Annotated in this window: 10 protein-coding genes and 1 pseudogene; 6 read left to right on the forward strand and 5 right to left on the reverse strand. The window is 56.5% G+C overall.

The genetic code is table 11. The features are described 5' to 3' along the window. Nucleotides 1-346: 346 nt before the first annotated feature. The 5 genes and pseudogenes from K3169_RS29895 to K3169_RS26095 form a co-directional block, all read left to right on the forward strand. Nucleotides 347-1231: pseudogene (locus K3169_RS29895) on the forward strand (methyl-accepting chemotaxis protein); the annotation flags it as partial. A gap of 198 nt (nucleotides 1232-1429) precedes the next feature. Next, nucleotides 1430-2134 (forward strand): methyl-accepting chemotaxis protein, encoded by a 705-nt coding sequence (locus tag K3169_RS29900; protein ID WP_410478228.1) that lies wholly within the window; start codon nucleotides 1430-1432, stop codon nucleotides 2132-2134. A 371-nt stretch (nucleotides 2135-2505) separates the two neighbouring features. Further along, nucleotides 2506-4254 carry a type I secretion system permease/ATPase gene (locus tag K3169_RS26085; protein ID WP_122705429.1) on the forward strand — a complete coding sequence of 583 codons (1749 nt, stop codon included), beginning with the start codon at nucleotides 2506-2508 and terminating at the stop codon, nucleotides 4252-4254. Then, nucleotides 4235-5569, forward strand: a complete 1335-nt coding sequence (locus K3169_RS26090; protein ID WP_231676885.1) for an HlyD family type I secretion periplasmic adaptor subunit — start codon at nucleotides 4235-4237, stop codon at nucleotides 5567-5569. Before K3169_RS26085 ends, K3169_RS26090 begins: the two co-directional genes overlap by 20 nt. Then, the gene (locus K3169_RS26095; protein WP_122705378.1) at nucleotides 5566-6891 is read left to right on the forward strand and encodes a TolC family outer membrane protein; all 1326 of its coding nucleotides are present in this window, start codon (nucleotides 5566-5568) and stop codon (nucleotides 6889-6891) included. Before K3169_RS26090 ends, K3169_RS26095 begins: the two co-directional genes overlap by 4 nt. A 565-nt stretch (nucleotides 6892-7456) precedes the next feature. On the opposite strand, the gene K3169_RS26100 is transcribed toward K3169_RS26095, so the two are convergent. Together K3169_RS26100 and K3169_RS26105 are read right to left on the reverse strand one after the other, a co-directional pair. Then, a complete protein-coding gene (locus K3169_RS26100) occupies nucleotides 7457-9292 on the reverse strand; it encodes a tetratricopeptide repeat protein (RefSeq protein WP_263268767.1) in 1836 nt (611 codons plus the stop codon). Nucleotides 9293-9372: 80 nt separating this feature from the next. Further along, nucleotides 9373-15744: a hypothetical protein gene (locus K3169_RS26105; protein ID WP_263268769.1), complete on the reverse strand. Its 6372-nt coding sequence runs from the start codon at nucleotides 15742-15744 to the stop codon at nucleotides 9373-9375. 408 nt (nucleotides 15745-16152) lie between these two features. On the opposite strand from K3169_RS26105, the gene K3169_RS26110 reads away from it, so the two are divergent. After that, complete coding sequence (locus K3169_RS26110) at nucleotides 16153-16755, forward strand: class I SAM-dependent methyltransferase (protein WP_122705383.1); 603 nt, start codon at nucleotides 16153-16155, stop codon at nucleotides 16753-16755. Nucleotides 16756-16910: 155 nt separating this feature from the next. Here the strand turns inward: K3169_RS26110 and K3169_RS26115 are convergent, their stop codons facing one another. From K3169_RS26115 to K3169_RS26125, 3 genes are all read right to left on the reverse strand, one after another. Beyond that, the gene (locus K3169_RS26115) at nucleotides 16911-17906 is read right to left on the reverse strand and encodes a class I SAM-dependent methyltransferase (RefSeq protein ID WP_263268771.1); all 996 of its coding nucleotides are present in this window, start codon (nucleotides 17904-17906) and stop codon (nucleotides 16911-16913) included. A gap of 93 nt (nucleotides 17907-17999) precedes the next feature. After that, a complete protein-coding gene (locus tag K3169_RS26120) occupies nucleotides 18000-19691 on the reverse strand; it encodes a rhamnan synthesis F family protein (RefSeq protein WP_263268773.1) in 1692 nt (563 codons plus the stop codon). Between the two features lies 1 nt (nucleotide 19692). After that, complete coding sequence (locus tag K3169_RS26125) at nucleotides 19693-21069, reverse strand: glycoside hydrolase family 99-like domain-containing protein (protein WP_263268775.1); 1377 nt, start codon at nucleotides 21067-21069, stop codon at nucleotides 19693-19695. Nucleotides 21070-21088: the final 19 nt, after the last annotated feature.

The following is a 21088-nucleotide window of genomic DNA, read 5'->3' on the forward strand; positions in this document are numbered from 1 at the left end:
CCTCGACAAGTATGACGTCCGATCACAAACCGGCACACTAAAAAGCCTGATCAAACAACTGCTTGAAACTTTGTCCTGCTTTTTGACAGTCGGCCATTAAGGTTCGAAAGTCAGTGCCGATAGGGTGTTGTACAGATGCCCTCGCTGCCTTAAAAAAATAATGCTCCGGCTGTGATTGATCTTCAAAGCAAAAAATTCGTGGAGAAACACAATGAACAGCTGGTTTGCCAACATCAGCGTCAACATGAAGCTCGCCCTTGGTTTTGGGCTGGTGCTTGTTTTTACTGCCATCCTCGCTCTGACTGGCTGGAACAGCCTGAGCAAACTCATCGACCGTAGTAACTGGATGAGTGACATCACCGAACTCAATGCCCAATTGACCAAATTGCGGGTCGCACGCCTGCAATACATGGTTGCCGACGGCGACGACACCGTAGCCCAGAGCGTTCAGGTCGCTTTGGACGGTTTCAAGGCACAGCAGGAAAAACTGCTGAAAAGCTTCAAGAGCCCGGAAAACATTGCGCTATTGAAGCAACTGAGCACTGTAATCGCCGAATATGAAAAAGGCCTCGCTGACATGCGCTCTGGCTACAAGGCCAGCAACAGCGCGCGCGATTCAATGGGCGGCCATGCAGACAAAGGCACCGCGCTGATTGATCAGCTTTACGCAGACGTACTGAGCCTCGGCGCAGAAGACGAGCGCCGCTTCGAGCAGTATCAAGCCATCAGCAAGGTCAAACAGGACCTGATGCTGGCGCGTTACGCGACGCGTGGTTACACCGGCAGCACCACGCCGGAGAACGAGCAGAAAGCATTAAGCGAAATCGAGAACGCGATCAAAGGCCTGCAGGCTACACAGTCGACGTTCAGCGGCGTACAAGCTGAACGCCTCAAACAGCTGGAAGCCGAACTGGGTGAGTACCGCAATTCATTGATGGCCTTCAAGACCACCATTGGCAACCTCGCTGTATTGCGCAAGAACATGACGACCCAGGGCGCGACCATCGTCAAGCTCAGCGATGACATGTACAAAATCCAGCTGGACCGCCGTGACATCGAGAGCGCCGACGCCCGCAATATGCAGCTGATCTGCACCTTGCTTGCACTGGTGCTGGGTGTATTGGCAGCAATTATCATCACCCGTCAGATTACTCGTCCGCTGAGAGACACCCTGGAAGTTGTAGAGCGCATTGGTTCTGGCGATCTGTCGCACACCATGGTGGTGACCCGTCGCGATGAATTGGGCGAGCTGCAACAAGGCATTCAGCGCATGGGCACTACACTGCGCGACCTGATCGGCAATATTCGAGACAGCGTTGTGCAAATTGCCAGCGCCGCTGAAGAGCTGTCTGCCGTTACCGAACAGACCAGCGCCGGTGTGAACAGCCAGAAGGTCGAGACCGATCAAGTAGCCACCGCGATGCACGAAATGTCGGCCACGGTGCAGGAAGTGGCGCGTAACGCCGAACAGGCCTCTCAAGCAGCATCGGTCGCCGATAAAGAAGCTCGTAACGGTGACAAGGTTGTTGGCGAAGCCATTGTGCAGATCGAGCGTCTGGCAGCTGAAGTGGGCCGCTCCTCCGACGCGATGACCCAGCTTGAACAGGAAAGTGACAAAATCGGCAAGGTCATGGACGTGATCAAGGCCGTTGCCGAACAAACCAACCTGCTGGCGCTCAACGCTGCGATCGAAGCAGCACGTGCCGGTGAAGCCGGACGTGGCTTTGCGGTGGTGGCTGATGAAGTTCGCGGCCTGGCGCAGCGCACTCAGAAGTCCACCGAGGAAATTGAAGCCCTGGTCGCCGGTTTGCAGAACGGCACCCGTCAGGTTTCAAGCATCATGCTCAGCAGCCGTGAACTGACCGAAAGCAGCGTAACCCTGACTCGTAAGGCTGGTACCTCGCTGGAAAGCATCACCCTGACGGTTTCCAACATTCAGGCGATGAACCAGCAGATCGCCGCAGCCGCTGAGGAGCAAAGTGCAGTGGCCGAGGAAATCAGCCGCAGCATCATCAACGTACGAGATGTTTCCGAGCAGACCGCTTCGGCCAGCGAAGAAACCGCCGCATCCAGCGTTGAACTTGCCCGCCTGGGCAATCAGCTGCAAATGCTGGTCAGCCACTTCAAGGTCTGACCCTCGGCAAGCAGTCGCCACACACCTCAAGCCCGGCTATCTGCCGGGCTTGAGCGTTTCTGGGCAGCGCAATTGCAGTGCTGGCAAGCACCTCAGATGCCTTGAGCGCCGACAAATCAAACACCACGGCGCACCGCACGCCGCTGGCGTTTCATCACGTGCGTCAAGCGGCACAGAACCTGATACGAGCCGCCTCAAGATCAGGAGCCTCAAGCCGATGAAGTAGAAGTGTGAACAAGGTCACGCGCGGGCTCGATAATTATCACCAAAGTGCCAGCATCGGACCCCTTGAATTCACTGTGAGTGATGTAGCGCCACTCATCATGGCGCTACCGGAATTCTCCCTAACATTTCTCTATCTCACGGATTCTATGCGATTTTTTCTTGATCCCAAGCGAGACATCGATGCTGCCCTGCTGCGTTATCGCCGTCTTTTCGGAGTGCTCGCACTGTTCAGCGGCGTGATCAACCTGCTGATGCTGGTGCCCTCCATCTACATGATGCAGGTCTTCGATCGCGTGCTCACCAGCCGCAACGAAACCACGCTGCTGATGCTGAGCCTGATACTGCTGTGCTTCTTTGCGGTCAGCTGTGGTCTGGAATGGGTCCGTGGTCAGGTCATGATCAAGATGAGCGCAGGTCTGGATGCCCAGCTCGGGGAGCGGGTATTCGACGCCGCGTTCCTGCGTAGCCTGAAGGAACACAACTCCAACCCGGCACAGGTACTGAGTGACCTGAACAACATTCGTCAGTTTGTCACCGGCCCCGGATTGATCGCGCTGTTCGATGCGCCATGGCTGCCGATCTATCTGATTGCGACGTTTCTCTTCCACCCATGGCTGGGCGTATTTACCGTCGTGGGCTCGCTCATCCTTGCCGGTCTGGGCATCTGGAACGAGTTGACCACCCGCCGCAGTATGGGCGAAGCCAACCGGCTTTCGGTTTCCTCGGCAAGTTATGTAAACAGCACACTGCAGAACGCGGAAGTCATTCAGGCAATGGGCATGCTGACGCCTTTGCGGCGTCGCTGGTTCAATGTCCAGCAGCGCGTCATTACTGAACAAGGCGAAGCCAGCGATCGCAGCTCGCGGATTGCCGCCCTCTCGCGTTTTGTACGCATGACCTGGCAATCCCTGGCGCTGGGCTTGGGTGCCGTGCTGGTCATGGAAAACCAGATTTCAGCTGGTGTGATGATTGCCGTATCGGTTTTGCTCGGACGAGCCATGGCACCGGCCGAAGCGCTGATCGGCTCATGGAAGCAGATGGGCAATACCAAGAGCAGTTATGAACGCTTGAATCGTCTGCTCAATGAATTTCCCAAGGCCCCGCAGCCAATGCCTCTGCCAGCACCAACCGGTGCGCTGAGCATCGACAAACTGGTGATCACTCCACCGGGCATGAAAGTACCGGCTGTGAACGGCGTGACGATCAAACTCGCCAAAGGCGAAGTGCTGGCGATCATCGGCCCAAGCGCCTCGGGTAAATCCTCCCTGGCTCGGGCCATGGTCGGCATCTGGCCCGCCAATCACGGTTCGGTACGCCTGGACAGCGCAGAAGTCAGCCAATGGTCGCGGGAGGCGCTGGGGCCATATCTGGGCTATCTGCCACAGGACATCGAGCTGTTTGACGGCACCATCGCCGAAAATATCGCCCGGTTTGGCGAAGTGGACTCGGCGAAAGTCATCGAGGCGGCGCAACTGGCCGGCATCAACGAAATGATTCTGCACTTCCCCAAGGGTTACGACACGCTGTTGGGCGTGGGCGGGCTGGGTCTGTCCGGCGGGCAGAAACAACGTATCGGTCTCGCCCGGGCACTGTATGGCCAGCCTCCTCTGGTGGTGCTCGATGAGCCCAATTCCAATCTGGATGATGCTGGTGAGGCTGCTCTCGTCAAAGCCGTGCGCATCCTGAAAAACGCTGGTTCCACGGTGGTGCTGGTGACCCATCGGCCGAACATTCTGGGGGTAGTCGACAAATTGCTGTTCCTCAGGGACGGCGTGCAGCACCTGTTCGGTCCACGGGATCAGGTAATGAAAACTCTGGTGCCGACTCCCGTGCAAAAACCCGTCGAACCCACCAGCCAGGACACCGGAGGCGTCAATGCAAGCCAGTCAAAATGACATGTTGACCCCTCCGCCAGCGCCGGATGCTGATGCCGCGGGCATTGCCCGGATTGGCGTATGGTTTTTGATCCTGGGTCTGGGCGGATTTTTCCTGTGGGCCGGTTTCGCGCCGCTTGACCGCGGCGTGGTCGGCAGCGGCACCGTAACGGTTGCCGGTGAACGCAAAACCGTCCAGTCACGCACTGGGGGCATGATCGATCGAATTCTGGTTCGTGAAGGCGACCTGGTGACACAAGGTCAGGTGGTCGTGCAGCTCAATATCGTCCAGACCCAATCACAGCTGGATGTAGCACTGGGGCAATGGATCAGCGCACGTGCCGTGGAAGACCGGTTGATCGCCGAGCGCCTTGATCGCAAGGATATTCAGTGGTCCCCGGAATTGCTGGCCAGGGAAAACGATCCCCGTGCCCGCTCGGCAATGGAACTGCAAGGCTATCTATTTGCTACACGCCGCGCTGAACTGAACAGCAGGATGAAAATCAACGACCACGAAATCGCCTCGTTCAACGAGCAACTGGCTGGTTACGAAGAGATCAAACGCAACCACGCGGCTCAATTCCAGTTCCAGCAGCAGGAACTCAATGGGTTGCGTGAGCTGGCTCGCGAAGGCTATCTGCCGCGCAATCGCCTGTTCGAAGCTGAAAGTAATGCCGCGCAACTGGGCGCCCAACTGGCCTCGACTATTTCCGACATCGGTCGCACCCGCCAGGCTATCAACGAGAGCAAGCTCAAGGCGCTGCAGCAAGGCCAGATCTTCCGCAGCGACGCTGAGTCTCAGCTCACTCAGGTTTCGGCGCAGACATCGAGCCTGAGGGATCAGATCAAAGCGTTCGAATTCGAAGTGCAAAGCGCCTCGATTGTGGCCCCGGTGGCGGGTCAGATCATGAGTCTGGCGGTGCACACCGTCGGTGGCATTGCACCGGCGGGCCAACGCCTGATGGATATCGTCCCGCAGGGTTCCAGCTGGGTCGTCAAAGCTCAATTCCCGCCAATGATGGCTGACCGACTCAAGCCTGGGCTTAAGGTCGACCTGCGATTCGGCTCATTACAGCGAGTACACACGCCTGTGATCGTCGGCACCGTGTCCACCGTATCGGCCGACCAATTGGTCGACGAAAAAACCAATTCTCCGTACTTCGCAGTTGAAGTGTCCGTGAGCCCGCAGGACGTCATTCACCTGCGCGATCTAGGGCTCGATATCAAGCCGGGCATGCAGGCCGAAGTGCTGGTCAAGACCGGCGAGCGGACCCTGGCCAACTACCTGATGCAGCCGGTTGCCGAGCGTATGGCCGGTGCTTTCAAGGAAGAATGACAGTGCGCACACGTCTAGCTGTTCTCTCACTGCTCTGGTCCTGCCAACTTCTGGCGGCGGATGATTCGTTATCGCTGGTGGCGCTTTACGATGCATCAAGGCTGAACGATGCGACGTACAAGGTCGCCGACCATGACTATGCAGCGTCGCGCGAGGAAATCGCCATTGGTCGCAGTGGTTTGCTGCCACAGGTCGCCATCAACTCCCGATATGGCCATGGCGGGCAGCTCGAAAAGCGAACGCCAAACAACAACTCAGATGATCAGTACTCCGCCGACAGCATCGCGCTTTCAGTCAGCCAGCCGCTGTTCGACAAGGGCCGCTGGGCGTCCTATGAGCAGGCAAAAGCCCGGGCAAAACTGGGCGAAGCGCAATATGAAGGCGCCGGACAAGGTCTGTTCGACCGCGTAGTACAAGCTTATTTCGACATCGCCCAAGTGGAAAACGAACTGAAGCTGACCACCCAGCAAAAAGCGTCCATCGAAGCCTTGGCCAAGCAATCCAAGCGTCTATATGAAGCCGGTGAAGGCACAGTGACAGACATGGAAGAAGCCCAGGCCCGACTGGATTCGACACGCGCCCAGGAAATCGAACTGCAAGCCCGACGTCGGGCGGCACTGCGTAAACTGGCGGGCCGCTCCGGGCTGACGGTAGGAAACATTCCCGAAATGCAGGAAAAGTCTCCGGCAACCGCCTTGCTCGCGCCGGAGGAAGACCTTGATTACTGGATGCTCAAGGCCGACCAGGCCGGCGCTACGCTTGGCGTCAGCCGCGCTTCGGTCAAGGTCGCCGAAGCCAATCTGAAGCTGCAAAAGTCCGGTCACTACCCGACCGTTGCGCTGAGCGGCCGTCTGGCTCGGGTTGATCAGAGTGATACCAACGACTACTCCCAGCGCCAGTCCACGTACTACCTGGGCGTAGTGATCGATATTCCTCTGTATCAGGGCGGCGGCATCAGTGCCTCCTCCGAAAAAGCCCGCGCGGCCCTGGAAAGCGCCCGTTCCAGCTACGACGCGCAACTCCAGCAACTGACTGAAGACGTCGAGACCAATTACCTTGGTGTGGTGGCAGGGTTCGAGAAAAGCAAAGCACTGGTCACGGCCGTGCGCTCAAGCCAGATTGCCCTGACCTCAGCCGAGAAAGGCTATCAGGCTGGCGTTCGTTCGACCGTGGAGATTCTGGACGCTCAGCAACGTCTGTACTCGGCCAAACGCGACCTGCTCGATACCAAGCTCGCGATGTTGCTCAGCTACGTGAACCTGCACACCCGCACCGGACAAATGACCCGCAGCCAGCTGCAGAAGGTTCAGGAGCTGTTCTGAAATGGCTTGGTTGAACCCTGCAACTGCCTGACCTTGAGTACTTTCTGTAGGAGCAACTTGTTGGCGATAGGGCTTAAGCGGTGAATCAGGCCTGCCGCTTCGCGAACAAGTTCGCTCCTACCGGTTAGCGCTGTATCAGGTAGGAGGCAACTTGTTGGCGAGAGGGTTACGCGGTGAATCAGGCCTGCCGCTTCGCGAACAAGTTCGCTCCTACCGGTTAGCGCCGTGTCAGGTAGGAGGCAACTTGTTGGCGAGGGGGTTACGCGGAGAATCAGGTCTGCCGCTTCGCGAACACGTTCGCTCCTACCGGTTAGCGCTGTATCAGGTAGGAGGCAACTTGTTGGCGAGAGGGTTACGCGGTGAATCAGGCCTGCCGCCTCGCGAACACGTTCGCTCCTACCGGTTAGCGCTGTATCAGGTAGGAGGCAACTTGTTGGCGAGAGGGTTACGCGGTGAATCAGGCCTGCCGCCTCGCGAACACGTTCGCTCCTACCGGTTAGCGAAGCAGTTATCCTGACAGACCACCATCGCAGCCTTCGGCAGCACGTGTTTGTTGCGTGAGAACCTAAGCGGTTCTCAGCGCAACGCTGCTGATGGCGTCTTCGAAATCCCGGACGAAAGCCGGGGTATCGAACAGCGCAGACGTCGTTCTCCCCTCCTGCAAACGCTGGCGCAATCCAGGCATTAGATCGGCCTGGGTTGCCAGTTGCACAGCACGCTCTTCGTAGTCCTCCAGCGTTGTCGTAATCAACTCCGGCAACTCCAGCGCAGTCAGCAGACTACCCGCCATACGCGAGGCAAAGGTGCGACCGGAACGTGTCAGAACCGGCAGGCCCATCCATAGCGCATCGTTGGCTGTCGTCCCTGCATTGAACGGATAAGCATCGAGAAACAGATCCGCTGCGGTGTACCGCGCCAGGTATTCAGGGGGGGCAACCCGCGGCGCGAAGAGCAGACGAGCCGGGTCTACCCCCTGCTGCTGCGCACGCTCGCACAGGTTTTTCTGTGCCCAGGGATTGTCTGCCAATAACCACAACACACTGTCGGGAGCGCGCGTGAGAATGCGCATCCAGCAGTCGAACACCTCTTCATTGAACTTGTAGTTGTTGTTGAAGGAGCAGAACACAAAGCGATCTTCAGGCAAGCCGCATTCGGCTCGGCTCGGCAGTGTCGCGACCGGGCGTTGCCGGTCACTGCATTGATAGATCTGCGCCAGGTAAAGTGGCTTCTCGCTGTAGTAAGGCTTGACGCTATCCGGGATCAGGTAGCGGTCAGCGATGACGTAATCAATGCAAGGCAGGCCGGTGGTGCCGGGGAAACCAAGATAGGTCATCTGCACAGGCGCCGGACGATAGGCCGGGATGTCTGCGCGGGCACCGGAAGTCAGGCCGTGAAGGTCAATCAGGATGTCGATTTCATGATTGCGGATGCACTGCGCTGCTGCCGCGTCGCTCATGTCGCCGATCCGTATGAAGTGATCCATCGCGTTTTTCACTCGCTCGCGCAACGGCGAACCGTCTTCGCGACTCCAGCAAAAACCGTACACCTCAAAGCGCGCTCGATCGATCAGTTCGAACAGCTCAACGGTCAGCAGCGACACCGCATGCAGAGAGAAGTCGGAGGACAGAAAGCCGATACGCAGTTTCGGATGGGCATACCCCTGAGTCGGTGCCAGGGCCGGAACCCGTACATTGACGCGCTCCTTGACGAAGTGAACCGCTGCCGCCAACTGCAAGCCCGGATCGTCGCTGCCCGCAAGCAACGCCAGAGGCGAGGACGCTTTGAGCAAATCGCCCACGGTCAAGCCCTGAGGCGGTTGGTACACAGGCCAGACACATTGCTTCTGGCGCAAATGCACCCAGTGCTGAATAACCTTGGGCTGAACAGGATCAACCTCCAGGCTGGTACGCAGAATGGCTTCCGAGGGCTGTAACTGGCGGGTCTCCTCCAGCAAGCGCCCCAGACCGTTACACACCATCAGGTACAAATCACGGCTCGCCTGCGGATCGACCCGTTTGTCGTCAAGCATGGACTGCCAGGTTGCCAGGGCCTCCTGAGGTTTTTTCTGGCGTTCAAGGATGGTTCCCAGATTGAACCAGGCCTGAGCAAACTCCGGGTTCTGGGCAATGGCAGCGCGGTAGGCAGCTTCGGCGGCCGCAAGCTGACCCAGACTGGTCAGTGTGACACCGAAGTTGAACTGAATAATGTAGTTGATCGAGGACTGACAGTGCCCCAACCAGGTTTGATAAAGGGCCGCAACATCGGTAAAGCGCAGCGCTGCGTTAAGTCGGTCGGCGGCCGCAAGTAGCTGCATGGGTTGTAGCGCGACACCTTTGGCCAACTCCAGGGCGGCAGCCAGCATGACATCGAGGTCCGGGCTATCAAGATTCTCTGTAAGCATTCGAGTGACAGTCTCCACCAAAAAAAATACCGGGCTCTCGCGAGCCCGGTATCAGGTCAATCAAGGTCTAGCACTGAATATCAGTGAACCCAGGTATGAACATCCGTTGCGACCAGCAGTTGAACATTACCATCGTTGAAGACGTTGTAGCTCGCGCCATCAACTGTTGTGGTACCGCCCGCATGCCATTCGCCACTGGCGCCATTGATGTTGACTGTGTCATGGCTGTCACCGTTGATGATCATTTGCACCGGTGCCGCGGCACCGTTGCCAGCCACATCAACCTGACCAGCCTTGCCGAGTTCGCTGACCGTCTTGGCATCAACAGTCAGAGTCGTCGCCTTGCCACCATCTGCCGCGAGGTCGATAGCGCCCAGAGTATGAGCACCCACGGTTTTCGGATTCAGCTGTGTCAGATCGATGTTCTGATTGCCGTTTGCGTCAGTGCGGAACCACACGTCGGCAACGGTATGCGTCTGACCATCACTGGTTTCGTAGGTGCTTTCCAGGCCAAGCAGGTTGCCATGGTTCAACTCGGTGATCGTGCTTGCACCCAGGTTGAACTGGGTGATACCCAGGTCGCTCAGGTGGAACATCTCGCCCTTGTCGCTGATGCCATCGTTGTTGGCATCGACCCAGACCTGCAGCGACGCGAAGAGTGCGTCAGAACTGTTGACGACACCATCGTGGTTGCTGTCCAGGCTTTTCAGTGCTTCGAAGCCGTCTTTGGCCAGCGAACCATCCGCCAGTTTGAACGAAGAACCGAACAGCTCGGAACCATCGTTGACCTTGCCATCGCCGTTCAGGTCGATGGTCAACAGACCATCACCACCGGCAGTCCAGCCAGTCGTTTCCTTCACGCCATCAGCGTTCAGGTCGAACTTCACGCCTGAGGTCAGGTGCGAGGTTTGCACGCCGTCACCGTTGAGATCCAGAACCAGCGGCGTGGACAAAGCCAGCGCGTCGATCTGGGTGGCAGTCATTGCTTGCAGCTGTGCCGTGGTGAACGAATCGACCTGAGTCATATCCAGATGCGACAGTTGCGCCGTGGTCAGAGCCTGAACCTGAGTGGTGGTCAAGGCGGCGACTTGAGCGGTAGTCAGCGCCGCCATGTCTGTCGTCTCGATCGCCGCGACCTGAGCCGTGGTCAGGGCCGCCACATCGGCGGTTTCCAGGGCGCTGATCTGGGTCGGTTTCAGTGCAACGATCTGCGCAGTGGTCAGTGCTGCAACCTGAGCCGTGGTCAGTGCAACCAGTTGAGCCGAGGTCAGCGCACCGATATCGGCAGTTTCCAGAGCCGCCACTTGCGTGGTGGTCAGGGCTGCGATTTGCGTTGGCTTCAAGGCAGCGACTTGTGCAGTGCTCAAGGCCACGATATGCGCTGTGGTCAGCGCCGCTATATCAGCGGTTTCCATGGCCGCGATCTGAGTCACTTTCAGCGCTGCAACCTGAGCAGTGCTCAGAGCAGCCACTTGAGCGGTGGTCAGGGCTACGACACCTGCAGTAGTCAGGGAGTCGATATCCGCTGTCTCCAGAGCCGCCACTTGCGTGGTGGTCAGGTTGGCCACCTGAGCGGTGGTCAGCGCTGCAACCTGGGCAGAGGTCAGGGCCACGATTTGTGCCGTGGTCAGGGCCGCCGCTTGAGCAGTGGTCAGGGCTGCAATGGAGGTCACTGGCAGCGCGGCAATATCGGCAGTTTCCAGAGCCGCCACTTGCGCGGTGGTCATGGCTGCGATTTGCGTAACTTTCAGAGCCGCTACCTGTGCGGTGGTCAGAGCCACGATCTGACCGGTGGTCAGAGCCGCCACATCTGCGGTTTCCAGTGCTGCGATCTGAGTCACTTTCAGCGCTGCAACTTGTGCAGTGGTCAGGTTAGCCACTTGTGCGGTGGTCAACGCCACGATGCCAGCGGTGGTCAGTGAGCCGATATCGGCAGTCTGCATGGCTGCCACTTGCGTGGTAGTCAGGTTTGCAACCTGAGCCGTGGTCAATCCTGCTACTTGAGCAGTGGTCAAGGCCACGATCTGGTCGGTGGTCAGAGCAGCAGCATCAGCAGTTTGCAGGGCAGCAATCTGGATCACGGTCAGTGCGGCAACCTGAGCTGTGGTCAGTGCAGCAACTTGAGCAGTTGTCAGCGCTACGACGCCAGCAGTGGTCAGGCCAACGATGTCGTTGGTCTGCAGAGCCGCCACTTGCGTGGTGGTCAGGTTAGCCACTTGAGCGGTGGTCAACGCTGCAACCTGGGCAGAGCTCAGAGCCACGATTTGCGCCGTGGTCAGGGCGGCTGCCTGAGCAGTAGTCAACGCTGCAACCTGTACCGCTGTCAGCGCTGCAACATCAGCAGTTTCCAGAGCCGCCACTTGTGCGGTGGTCAGGGCTGCGATTTGCGTAGCTTTCAACGCTGCCACTTGTGCGGTAGTCAACGCCACGACCTGACCGGTGGTCAGAGCTGCCACATCGGCAGTTTCCAGAGCTGCGACCTGAGCCACATTGAGCGCTGCAACTTGTGCAGTGGTCAGTGCAGCCACTTGGGCAGTGGTCAAAGCCACGATGCCTGCGGTAGTCAGTGAGGCAATATCGGCCGTCTGCATGGCTGCCACTTGAGTGGTAGTCAGGTTTGCAACCTGAGCAGTGGTCAATGCCGCCACTTGAGCGGTAGTCAACGCAACGATCTGGTCGGTGGTCAGCGCAGCAGCATCAGCCGTTTGCAGTGCTGCGATCTGAGTCACTTTCAACGCTGCAACTTGTGCAGTGGTCAGGGCTGCTACTTGAGCGGTGGTCAAAGCAACGATGCCAGCAGTGGTCAGGCCGCCGATATCGGCAGTCTGAATGGCCGCCACTTGCGTGGTGGTCAGGTTAGCCACTTGGGCAGTCGTCAATGCTGCGATCTGGGCAGAGCTCAAAGCTGCGACTTGCGCCGTAGTCAGGGCTGCTGCCTGAGCGGTGGTCAACGCTGCGACTTGCAACGCTGTCAGAGCCGCCACATCTGCAGTTTCCAGAGCCGCTACTTGCGCGGTGGTCAGGGCTGCGATTTGAGTAGCCTTCAGCGCTACGATCTGGGCCGTGGTCAATGCCACAACCTGGCCAGTGGTCAGAGCGGCCACATCAGCGGTTTCCAGGGCTGCGATCTGAGTCACTTTCAACGCTGCAACCTGTGCCGTGGTCAGAGCTGCGACTTGACCGGTGGTCAAGGCCACGATGCCTGCGGTGGTCAACGAACCCACATCAGCTGTTTCCAGGGCTGCCACTTGAGCGGTAGTCAGGTTGGCAACCTGAGCGGTGGTCAAGGCTGCTACTTGACCAGTGGTCAAGGCAACGATCTGGGCGGTGGTCAACGCTGCTACATCAGCAGTTTGCATCGCCGCGATCTGGGTCACTTTCAGAGCTGCGACTTGCGCCGTAGTCAGGGCCGCGACTTGATCGGTGGTCAACGCCACGATGCCAGCAGTGGTCAGGCCGCCGATATCGGCAGTCTGAATGGCTGCTACCTGCGCAGTGGTCAGGTTAGCCACTTGAGCAGTTGTCAGTGCGCCGACCTGGGCAGAGGTCAGGGCCACGATCTGAGCGGTGCTCAACGCTGCCGCTTGAGCCGTGGTCAGGCCTGCGATTTGTGCAGTAGTCAAAGCTGCGATATCGGCAGTTTCCAGAGCCGCCAGTTGCGCGGTGGTCAAGGCTGCGATTTGCGTGGCTTTCAGCGCAACGATTTGTGCTGTGGTCAGTGCGACGACTTGAGCGGTAGTCAGGGCCGCTACGTCAGCGGTTTCCAGTGCGGCAATCTGAGTAACTTTCAGAGCACCAACCTGAGCAGTGGTCAGGGCAGCTACCTGCGCGGTGGTCAGAGCCACTACGCCAGCGGTGGTCAGGCCGCCAATATCGGCAGTCTGAATCGCCGCCACTTGGGTGGTAGTCAGGTTGGCGACCTGAGTGGTCGTCAGCGCTGCAACCTGGGCAGAGGTCAGGGCCACGATTTGTGCCGTGGTCAGAGCCGCTGCTTGAGTGGTGGTCAGAGCTGCAACAGAAGCTGGAGTCAGCGCGGCGATATCAGCAGTTTCCAGGGCCGCCACTTGCGCGGTGGTCAGGGCTGCGATCTGCGTAGCTTTCAGCGCGACAACTTGTGCGGTAGTCAGGGCCACGATTTGCGCAGTGGTCAGGGCTGCCACATCAGCAGTGGTCAAGGCCGCGATCTGAGTCGCTTTCAGTGCAGCAACCTGTGCAGTGGTCAGCGCCGCTACTTGAGCGGTGCTCAACGCGACAACACCAGCCGTAGTCAGCGAAGCGATGTCAGCTGTCTGCATGGCTGCCACTTGAGTGGTAGTCAGGTTGGCAACCTGGGCGGTGGTCAATGCCGCTACTTGAGCGGTAGTCAACGCAACGATCTGGTCGGTGGTCAGCGCAGCAGCATCAACGGTTTGCAGTGCAGCTACCTGAGTCAGGCTCAGTGCAGCAACCTGGGCAGTCGTCAGCGCAGCAACCTGAGCAGTGGTCAACGCCACGATGCCTGCGGTGGTCAAGCCGATGATGTCGTTGGTCTGCAAAGCCGCCACTTGGGTAGTGGTCAGGTTGGCGACTTGAGCAGTCGTCAATGCAGCCACTTGAGCCGAGCTCAAGGCAACGATCTGTGCAGTCGTGAGTGCAGCAGCCTGAGTAGTGGTCAGACCAGCGATCTGAGCAGGGGTCAGCGCAGCAATGTCAGCCGTTTCCAGTGCTGCCAGTTGAGTGGTGGTCAGCGCGGCAATTTGCGTGGCTTTCAGAGCGCCGATCTGGGCGGTGGTCAAAGCAACGATTTGCGCGGTGGTCAGGGCCGCTACATCAGCGGTTTCCAGCGCGGCAATCTGAGCGACTTTAAGTGCTGCAACCTGTGCAGTGGTCAACGCCGCTACTTGAGCGGTGCCCAACGCGACAATGCCAGCCGTAGTCAGCGAAGCGACATCAGCTGTCTGCATGGCTGCCACTTGAGTGGTAGTCAGGTTGGCAACCTGGGCGGTGGTCAGCGCCGCTACTTGAGCGGTGGTCAGCGCCACGACCTGGTCGGTGGTCAGCGCAGCAGCATCAGCGGTTTGCAGTGCAGCAACCTGAGTCACGCTCAGTGCAGCAACCTGGGCGGTGGTCAGGGCAGCAACCTGAGCGGTAGTCAGGGCCACGATGCCAGCGGTGGTCAAGCCGATGATGTCGTTAGTCTGCAGGGCAGCCACTTGAGTCGTAGTCAGGTTTGAGACTTGAGCGGTGGTCAGTGCAGCCACTTGAGCGGAGGTCAAAGCGACGATCTGTGCAGTGGTCAGCGCCGCTGCTTGAGTCGTGGTCAGGCCTGCGACTTGTACAGGAGTCAACGCTGCAATATCAGCAGTTTCCAGAGCCGCCAGTTGCGTGGTGGTCAGTGCTGCGATTTGGGTGGCTTTCAATGCAACCACTTGGGCAGTGGTCAGGGCCACGATTTGCGCAGTGGTCAGGGCCGCCACATCAGCGGTTTCCAGCGCGGCAATCTGAGCAACTTTAAGTGAAGCAACCTGAGCGGTCGTCAGAGCAGCCACTTGAGCGGTAGTCAGCGCCACGACGCCAGCAGTGGTCAGGCCACCGAGGTCAGCGGTCTGCAAAGCAGCGACTTGGGTGGTGGTCAGGTTGGCTACTTGCGCAGTCGTCAGCGCGGCAACCTGAGCAGAGGTCAGTGCGACGATTTGTGCGGTAGTCAGAGCTGCCGCTTGAGCGGTGGTCAAGGCCGCAACTTGCACGGCTGTCAAAGCCGCTACATCAGCAGTTTCCAGAGCCGCCACTTGCGCAGTGCTCAGGGCCGCAATTTGCGTAGCCTTCAGGGCCACTACCTGAGCAGTGGTCAGCGCGACAATTTGATCTGTGGTCAGAGCCGCTACGTCAGCGGTTTCCAGCGCGGTGACTTGGGCGGCTTTGAGTGCAGCAACCTGAGCAGTGGTCAGGCTTGCCACTTGTGCAGTGGTCAGCGCCACGACCTGGGCTGTAGTCAGCGAGGCAACATCGGCAGTCTGCATGGCCGCCACCTGGGTGGTGGTCAGGGCGGCGACTTGAGTCACTTTCAGTGCTGCTACTTGTGCAGTGGTCAGCGCCACGACCTGGGCGGTGGTCAGCGCGGCAGTCTGTGCAGTGGTCAACGCGGCGACGGCTGTCACGGTCAACGCAGCGACATCGGCTGTTTCGAACGCTGCCACTTGAGCAGTGGTCAGGTTAGCCACCTGAGCGGTGGTCAGCGATGGAATTTGTGCAGTGGTCAGCGCAACAATCTGACCTGTGGTCAGCGCTGGAATTTGCACAGTGGACAGAGCGGCAACGTTTGCCTTGGTAATCACAGCGATCTGCGCAGTCGTGAGCGCTGCAACCTGAGCTGTGCTCATGGCTGCAATGTCAACGGTACCGAGTCCCGCAATGGTTGTTGTACTCAAGGCGGCAATTTGCGCGGTGGTCAACGAAGAAATAAAACTAGCCATATTCGCATCCTGTTTAGGTCATTAACCGCGCTGCCAGCGACGCCGCCGTAGCCTCGAAAACGGGCCGGGGAGCCCATGTGTCATCAATAGCGACCGTCCGTGGAAAATCCTTAAGAATATTTAAAGGTGGCGTTCTACCTTTTTTGACTTTTTAGTTATTAGCACGCCATCTTTTAGAGGCTGAGCTCATAAACAATGACATCATATAGCCACCTTAAAAATTTGTTCACTTTACTTTTATTACTGCCGATAAACGGTGTACGCCCCGGTAACCTTGACCACTCAAGGGACTTAACCTAGTGTGCGTTTGACCTCCCAAGCGCCGCCGACCACCTCGTCCGGCCTGACGGAGAACGCTTCCACGCCCCCCTTTGGCACATGCAAAGGGCCTTGATCGAGTAACTGATTGTGAAAACCTTCCTCCATGTAGGTTGCGGTCCAAAGAACAAAAGCGGCACGACCAAGGGCTTCGCCTCGCCGGAGTGGCAGGAGCTGCGTTTTGATATCGATGAGAGTGTGAATCCGGATATCGTGGGGACGATGACCGACATGTCGCAGGTTAAAGACGCGTCGGTGGATGCCTTGTTCTCAAGCCACAACATCGAGCACCTCTACCCTCATGAGGTGCCAGTAGCGTTGGCAGAGTTCAAGCGCGTGCTCAAGCCAGGCGGCTTCGTCGTCATCACCTGCCCGGACCTGCAATCGGTCTGCGCGCTGGTGGCCGAAGACAAATTGACCGACCCGGCCTACATCTCGCCAGCCGGCCCGATCGCGCCGATCGATATCCTGTACGGACATCGTCCGGCCATGGCCAATGGCAATGTGTACATGGCGCACCGTTGCGGTTTCACCAAGAAAGTCCTGACCGGCAGCTTCCAGGCAGCTGGCTTCGACTTGGTGCTGCCCATCCAGCGCGCTCACCCGGCCTACGACCTATGGGCAATCGCAGCCCTTGCTCCGCTCACCGAGCAGGAAGTCGTGGACATTGCCAACCAGCACTTCCCGGCCTGATCTGCGGGGTTAGTCGGGGGTATTGGGAACTCAGAGTGACGAGCGGACGTTGTTTTCGCTCGTTGCCACAGATGCCAAACGTTTTGGGCAGCAGACCGGGCCGATCAGAGGCAGGGCCTAAGCGTGCAGTGTCAAACGTACCGGCGTGCTTGGCATTAGCGGCTTACGAACTCCCGTAATAGCCTTAAGGGCAGCGTGAGACGCCACGAGGTGCTTGAATACAAACTGTCGAGTTGTTTTTTCTGCTGCGCAATAACATCCGTTAAACGCCTGTTTTCCGACACCTGCCGCGTGAGGTCTTCACTGAAGCAAGGCTCCTTTTCCGAATGAGTCGACCGCGTGTAAAAAGCCGCACCGACTTCATGTTGAATTTCAAAAAGCAGCTGTGCCTTGGTTCTAGACTCGACGGGAGCGCGAGTGGATAAAATAGCCAGAAACTCGTAGCCCAATGTCGCGTACGCTTGATCTATTCCCAGATTGACGAAGCCATGACCACGTAGCTCGGCCAAGGCAAATGCAAAGCTGGCAGGAACGAATACCCACTCATGTGCATCCGAGTAGTCGCCAGACAACAGCGGCTTGTTCACTGCGTCCATCGTCATGTCAGCAGTATGAATAAACTCCAAGTCAGCGACATCCTCAACATCGCCCCATGCCATCTGACCTTTGTTCCTGCAAAAATAAGAATAATGATCAAAAAGCCCTCCGACATGCAACGTTCTCTTTGAACAGTAAGCGTCGACCATTGCTCCTGGCGTTGTAACGGGCCTGAAAAAGTCGAAGCAATGACGTTTATCAGGGACAATGAGAGCAAGCTGTCCACCCTCCACCAACAGACTCTCGCAATCGTTAAGAAATTTTATAAAGTCTGTCACATGTTCTATCACGTGACTGGCCACCACCAAATCGAATCTGTGTCCGGTCGATTTTATCGACGCCAGATCGGTGGTGACATAATCGACATCTTCAATTCTGCTCGTATCAACGTCGAAAGCTGCATATTTCTCTACTAACTCTGACCGGTTAGCATGGTCCATGATAGACACTTGATAGCCTTCGGCCTTAGGGAGGATCGGATTATAAGACGGTCCAATTTCCAATACACGACTTTTACGTTTGGCCAAATGCTGAATATAAAGACGGAAGTCCATTGAGATCGCCCCGCAACTGTAGAGAAAACACGTAATCCCCGTCGCATCCGACAGAACGTATCGCTATAAAACACTCATCATCAGGCAATACAATTAAAGAACAGGAACCGTATTGCTGATGGAGTGGGCGTCATTTATTTCTTCCCCGCCCAATTCAAGACTGGATGTTTTCAATCCGACGAATCTTGATAATGGACAGAAGATCCTCTCGAATGCATGAGCAACGGTACCGTCTTGCAGTCCATTCTCCTCAGGGAATGAAAAATAGGACTGTGGAAGGCTTTTCAAAGGAGCAAGCGCTTTGGGCGAGAGCCAAAACATCGAGCCCGCGAAGAAACCAAGAGAGGTTGCAGTGTGTAAGGGCACTCCCAATGCACTCAGTGTTGTCGCCACCGATAGCTTGTTTGCCCCCCAGAATCTATCATGACTCAAATAATATCGATGAGGGCCAACGATACCGACATCCTTATTCTTAAGTAAGTCCACCACCTTGGCAACGACCAACGATGAGCCCATGAGCGAGTGATATATATTTCTCCTCCACTCATCGCCAGACGCGCTGTAACTGCTTTTCTTTGAATGCAGCTTCAAAACCGCCGTATAACCATCCAGAAGTCCCTTCAAAAAAATAGAAAGAAAGGGTCCTATGTCTCGTCCGCGATTTTCACTCACATGAACCGTCACGCTGTTTGAAACCGAGGAGCAACGATCTATTATCGACACCACATCCCCCTCAAAAGGAGTCGTTATATATAAATCGAATGGCTCTGCGAAATGTTTCAAATAGCTTAGTATTTCGTCTAGAAGATCAAGGTAGTAGAGATGAATAACCACGGCCACTCTCACGCCTTCTACTCTAGGCAGCCCCCATTGAACCGCCCGATAGAGAGGTAGCGGTGATGCCCCAACGCAGAATTCGGACAACCCATCGACGCTTACCTGATATTGCCCTTCGGAGCTTGACAACGCAGTCTCGATCTCATTGATCAGCTCGTGAGACAGCCCGTTTTTTATTGAATTGACATCAACTCGCAATGGATTGGTTCTGAAAACCTCAGACTTTATCACGCCATACCGATCGGAAATTTCTTGCGCCGCGAAGTGCGTCCAGTTAATGCCGCTGACCGCATTTAATACACGCCCATTAAAGAGGTCTCGCGAAGGTGAAATACTAATCAGCCTCTTGAGCCATCTACACTTCGAAACGAGTTCAGTCCGCCAATCCGCTGCATACAAAACTGCCGTACTGGCCGCGTTCTGTTTCAGCAATGTAGACAACCCGATTTCATAATTGAATATAATTTCGATCTTGCGATTTAAAGGGCTGACCCGATGGATAAATATTGAAAACCAATCGGAATACAAAACCTCCCCCCCCAGCAACATCATGTAAGACTGCACATGCCAGCTGAACTGTTTTGACTCGGTAAGGCCGACCACATCGCAGTGTTGTGATTCGAGCATCATACACCGGAGCAGCGCACCAAACCTAGAGCTGGACGTCACGAAGTAGCTGGAATTTGTTATCAGTAGACGCTGAACGTCCCAATGCGTTTTTGCGTACTCGATCCCCACTCGGTAACTATAAAAATCATATCCTATGTTAGGGCGTTTAATGAGCGTCGTTTTAGTGAGGTCAGCCACGCACGCCTGATCTATATCACTGGTCGAGACCAACACCACCTGATCAAACACTAACTCCAGCGCTGTCAGAATTCTTCTGAAGTTTTGGCCCACCGAATGGTTTGCATCAAAATGGGCAATAATGGCAACGTTGGTTTTCATATCATCCCCGCACCCGCCGAGCCAATAAATAAATAAATCTTGCTATTTTGTAGACCGTGGGCCATTTGCCCAAATGCGCGGAAATCTTATGTGCATAACTTTTAACCGGCCGATAATTACGCATGTCGACACCGATGCTTTGTGCGCTGGCGATAACGATGCCGGATGCCTCCCTGCCTGCGGCAACAGCAGCCACCGCCGTATACAAGTCTTCACGCGCCTCGCTCGAACTTTTCGGAACGCCATAGTTATAGGAAGACCGTAAAACCTCTTCAAGATACCCCAGCCCCCACTTCAGATCAGGCTCCAGGTGACAACCCTCCCCCCATTCGTTCCAGGCATTGATGAAAATGAAATCACCAGACCCGGACTGTTTGTTTTCACGCGTGTAAGCCCTTAAATACCTTAACCAGTGCCCGAACAACGGGGGCGTAGCATTCACCACGGTGGTGGGTGTGAGCTGCCGTCGTGCAGTATTGTCCCAACTCGGAATGATCCCGCGATACAGTTTAAAGGGGGGTATTTCACGTTTCGCACTTTGCGCAATGATTTTTACATAGTCAACGACGCCCCCTGCAAAACCCGGCGTGGTGAAGACAGAGACGTTATCCGGAACACTTTGAGGACCATTGAATTTATGAGGGGGGAACTCGACCAGCGCATCGGCACTCACTTCCTCAGGGCTCTGGATATCGTAAAAATCTACGACGGCGATATGCAGACCTGAAAAACCATGCTGGACAGCAAGTAATCTCCATTGAGCAAAAGCGGCACTCGCATCAGGCAAACTCTTCGCACGGTAGACCACAAGCATCGGCTTGCCATCCACAAAGATATAACGTGGATCCCTGAAGAACTCGAGCAGTGACTCAATAAATTTTTCATTGTCATCCGCAGCGTACTGTTGCCCCAACAACACACTTTTCTCGTCACCGGACCATGTCCGCGTCCAGTTTTCATTCGCCCAGCACAAGCAAAATTTTATATCAATATCGGTTTTCAGAAAATTGGCGACCGGCCGCTCAAGAATACGACGCCCGCTGAACCAGTAATGATAGAAACAAAAACCATAGACACCGTACAGCTTGGCCATCTCAGCCTGCTCATACATCACATCCGGATGGGTTAAATCATAGAAACCCAATTCTCTAGGAATGTGCGGCTGGTAATGCCCCTCAAAATTAGGTTTGGCACGTGCGACATTGGTCCACTCTGTAAATCCAGGCCCCCACCACTCGGAATTCTCGGCCGTCCTGTGAAACTGAGGAAGGTAAAATGCCAAGAGTCTACTGTCGTCTTGAGTAACTGAGGTCTTATCTGAGTCGATCAGGTCGTGTCGAGTTGAAAGCGCATCAAAAGAAGGGGTCGTGTCTCTCATGGACGTCTCGCAAAGAGTG

Source organism: Pseudomonas phytophila (assembly GCF_025643095.1).
GTDB classification, from domain to species: domain Bacteria; phylum Pseudomonadota; class Gammaproteobacteria; order Pseudomonadales; family Pseudomonadaceae; genus Aquipseudomonas; species Aquipseudomonas quasicaspiana.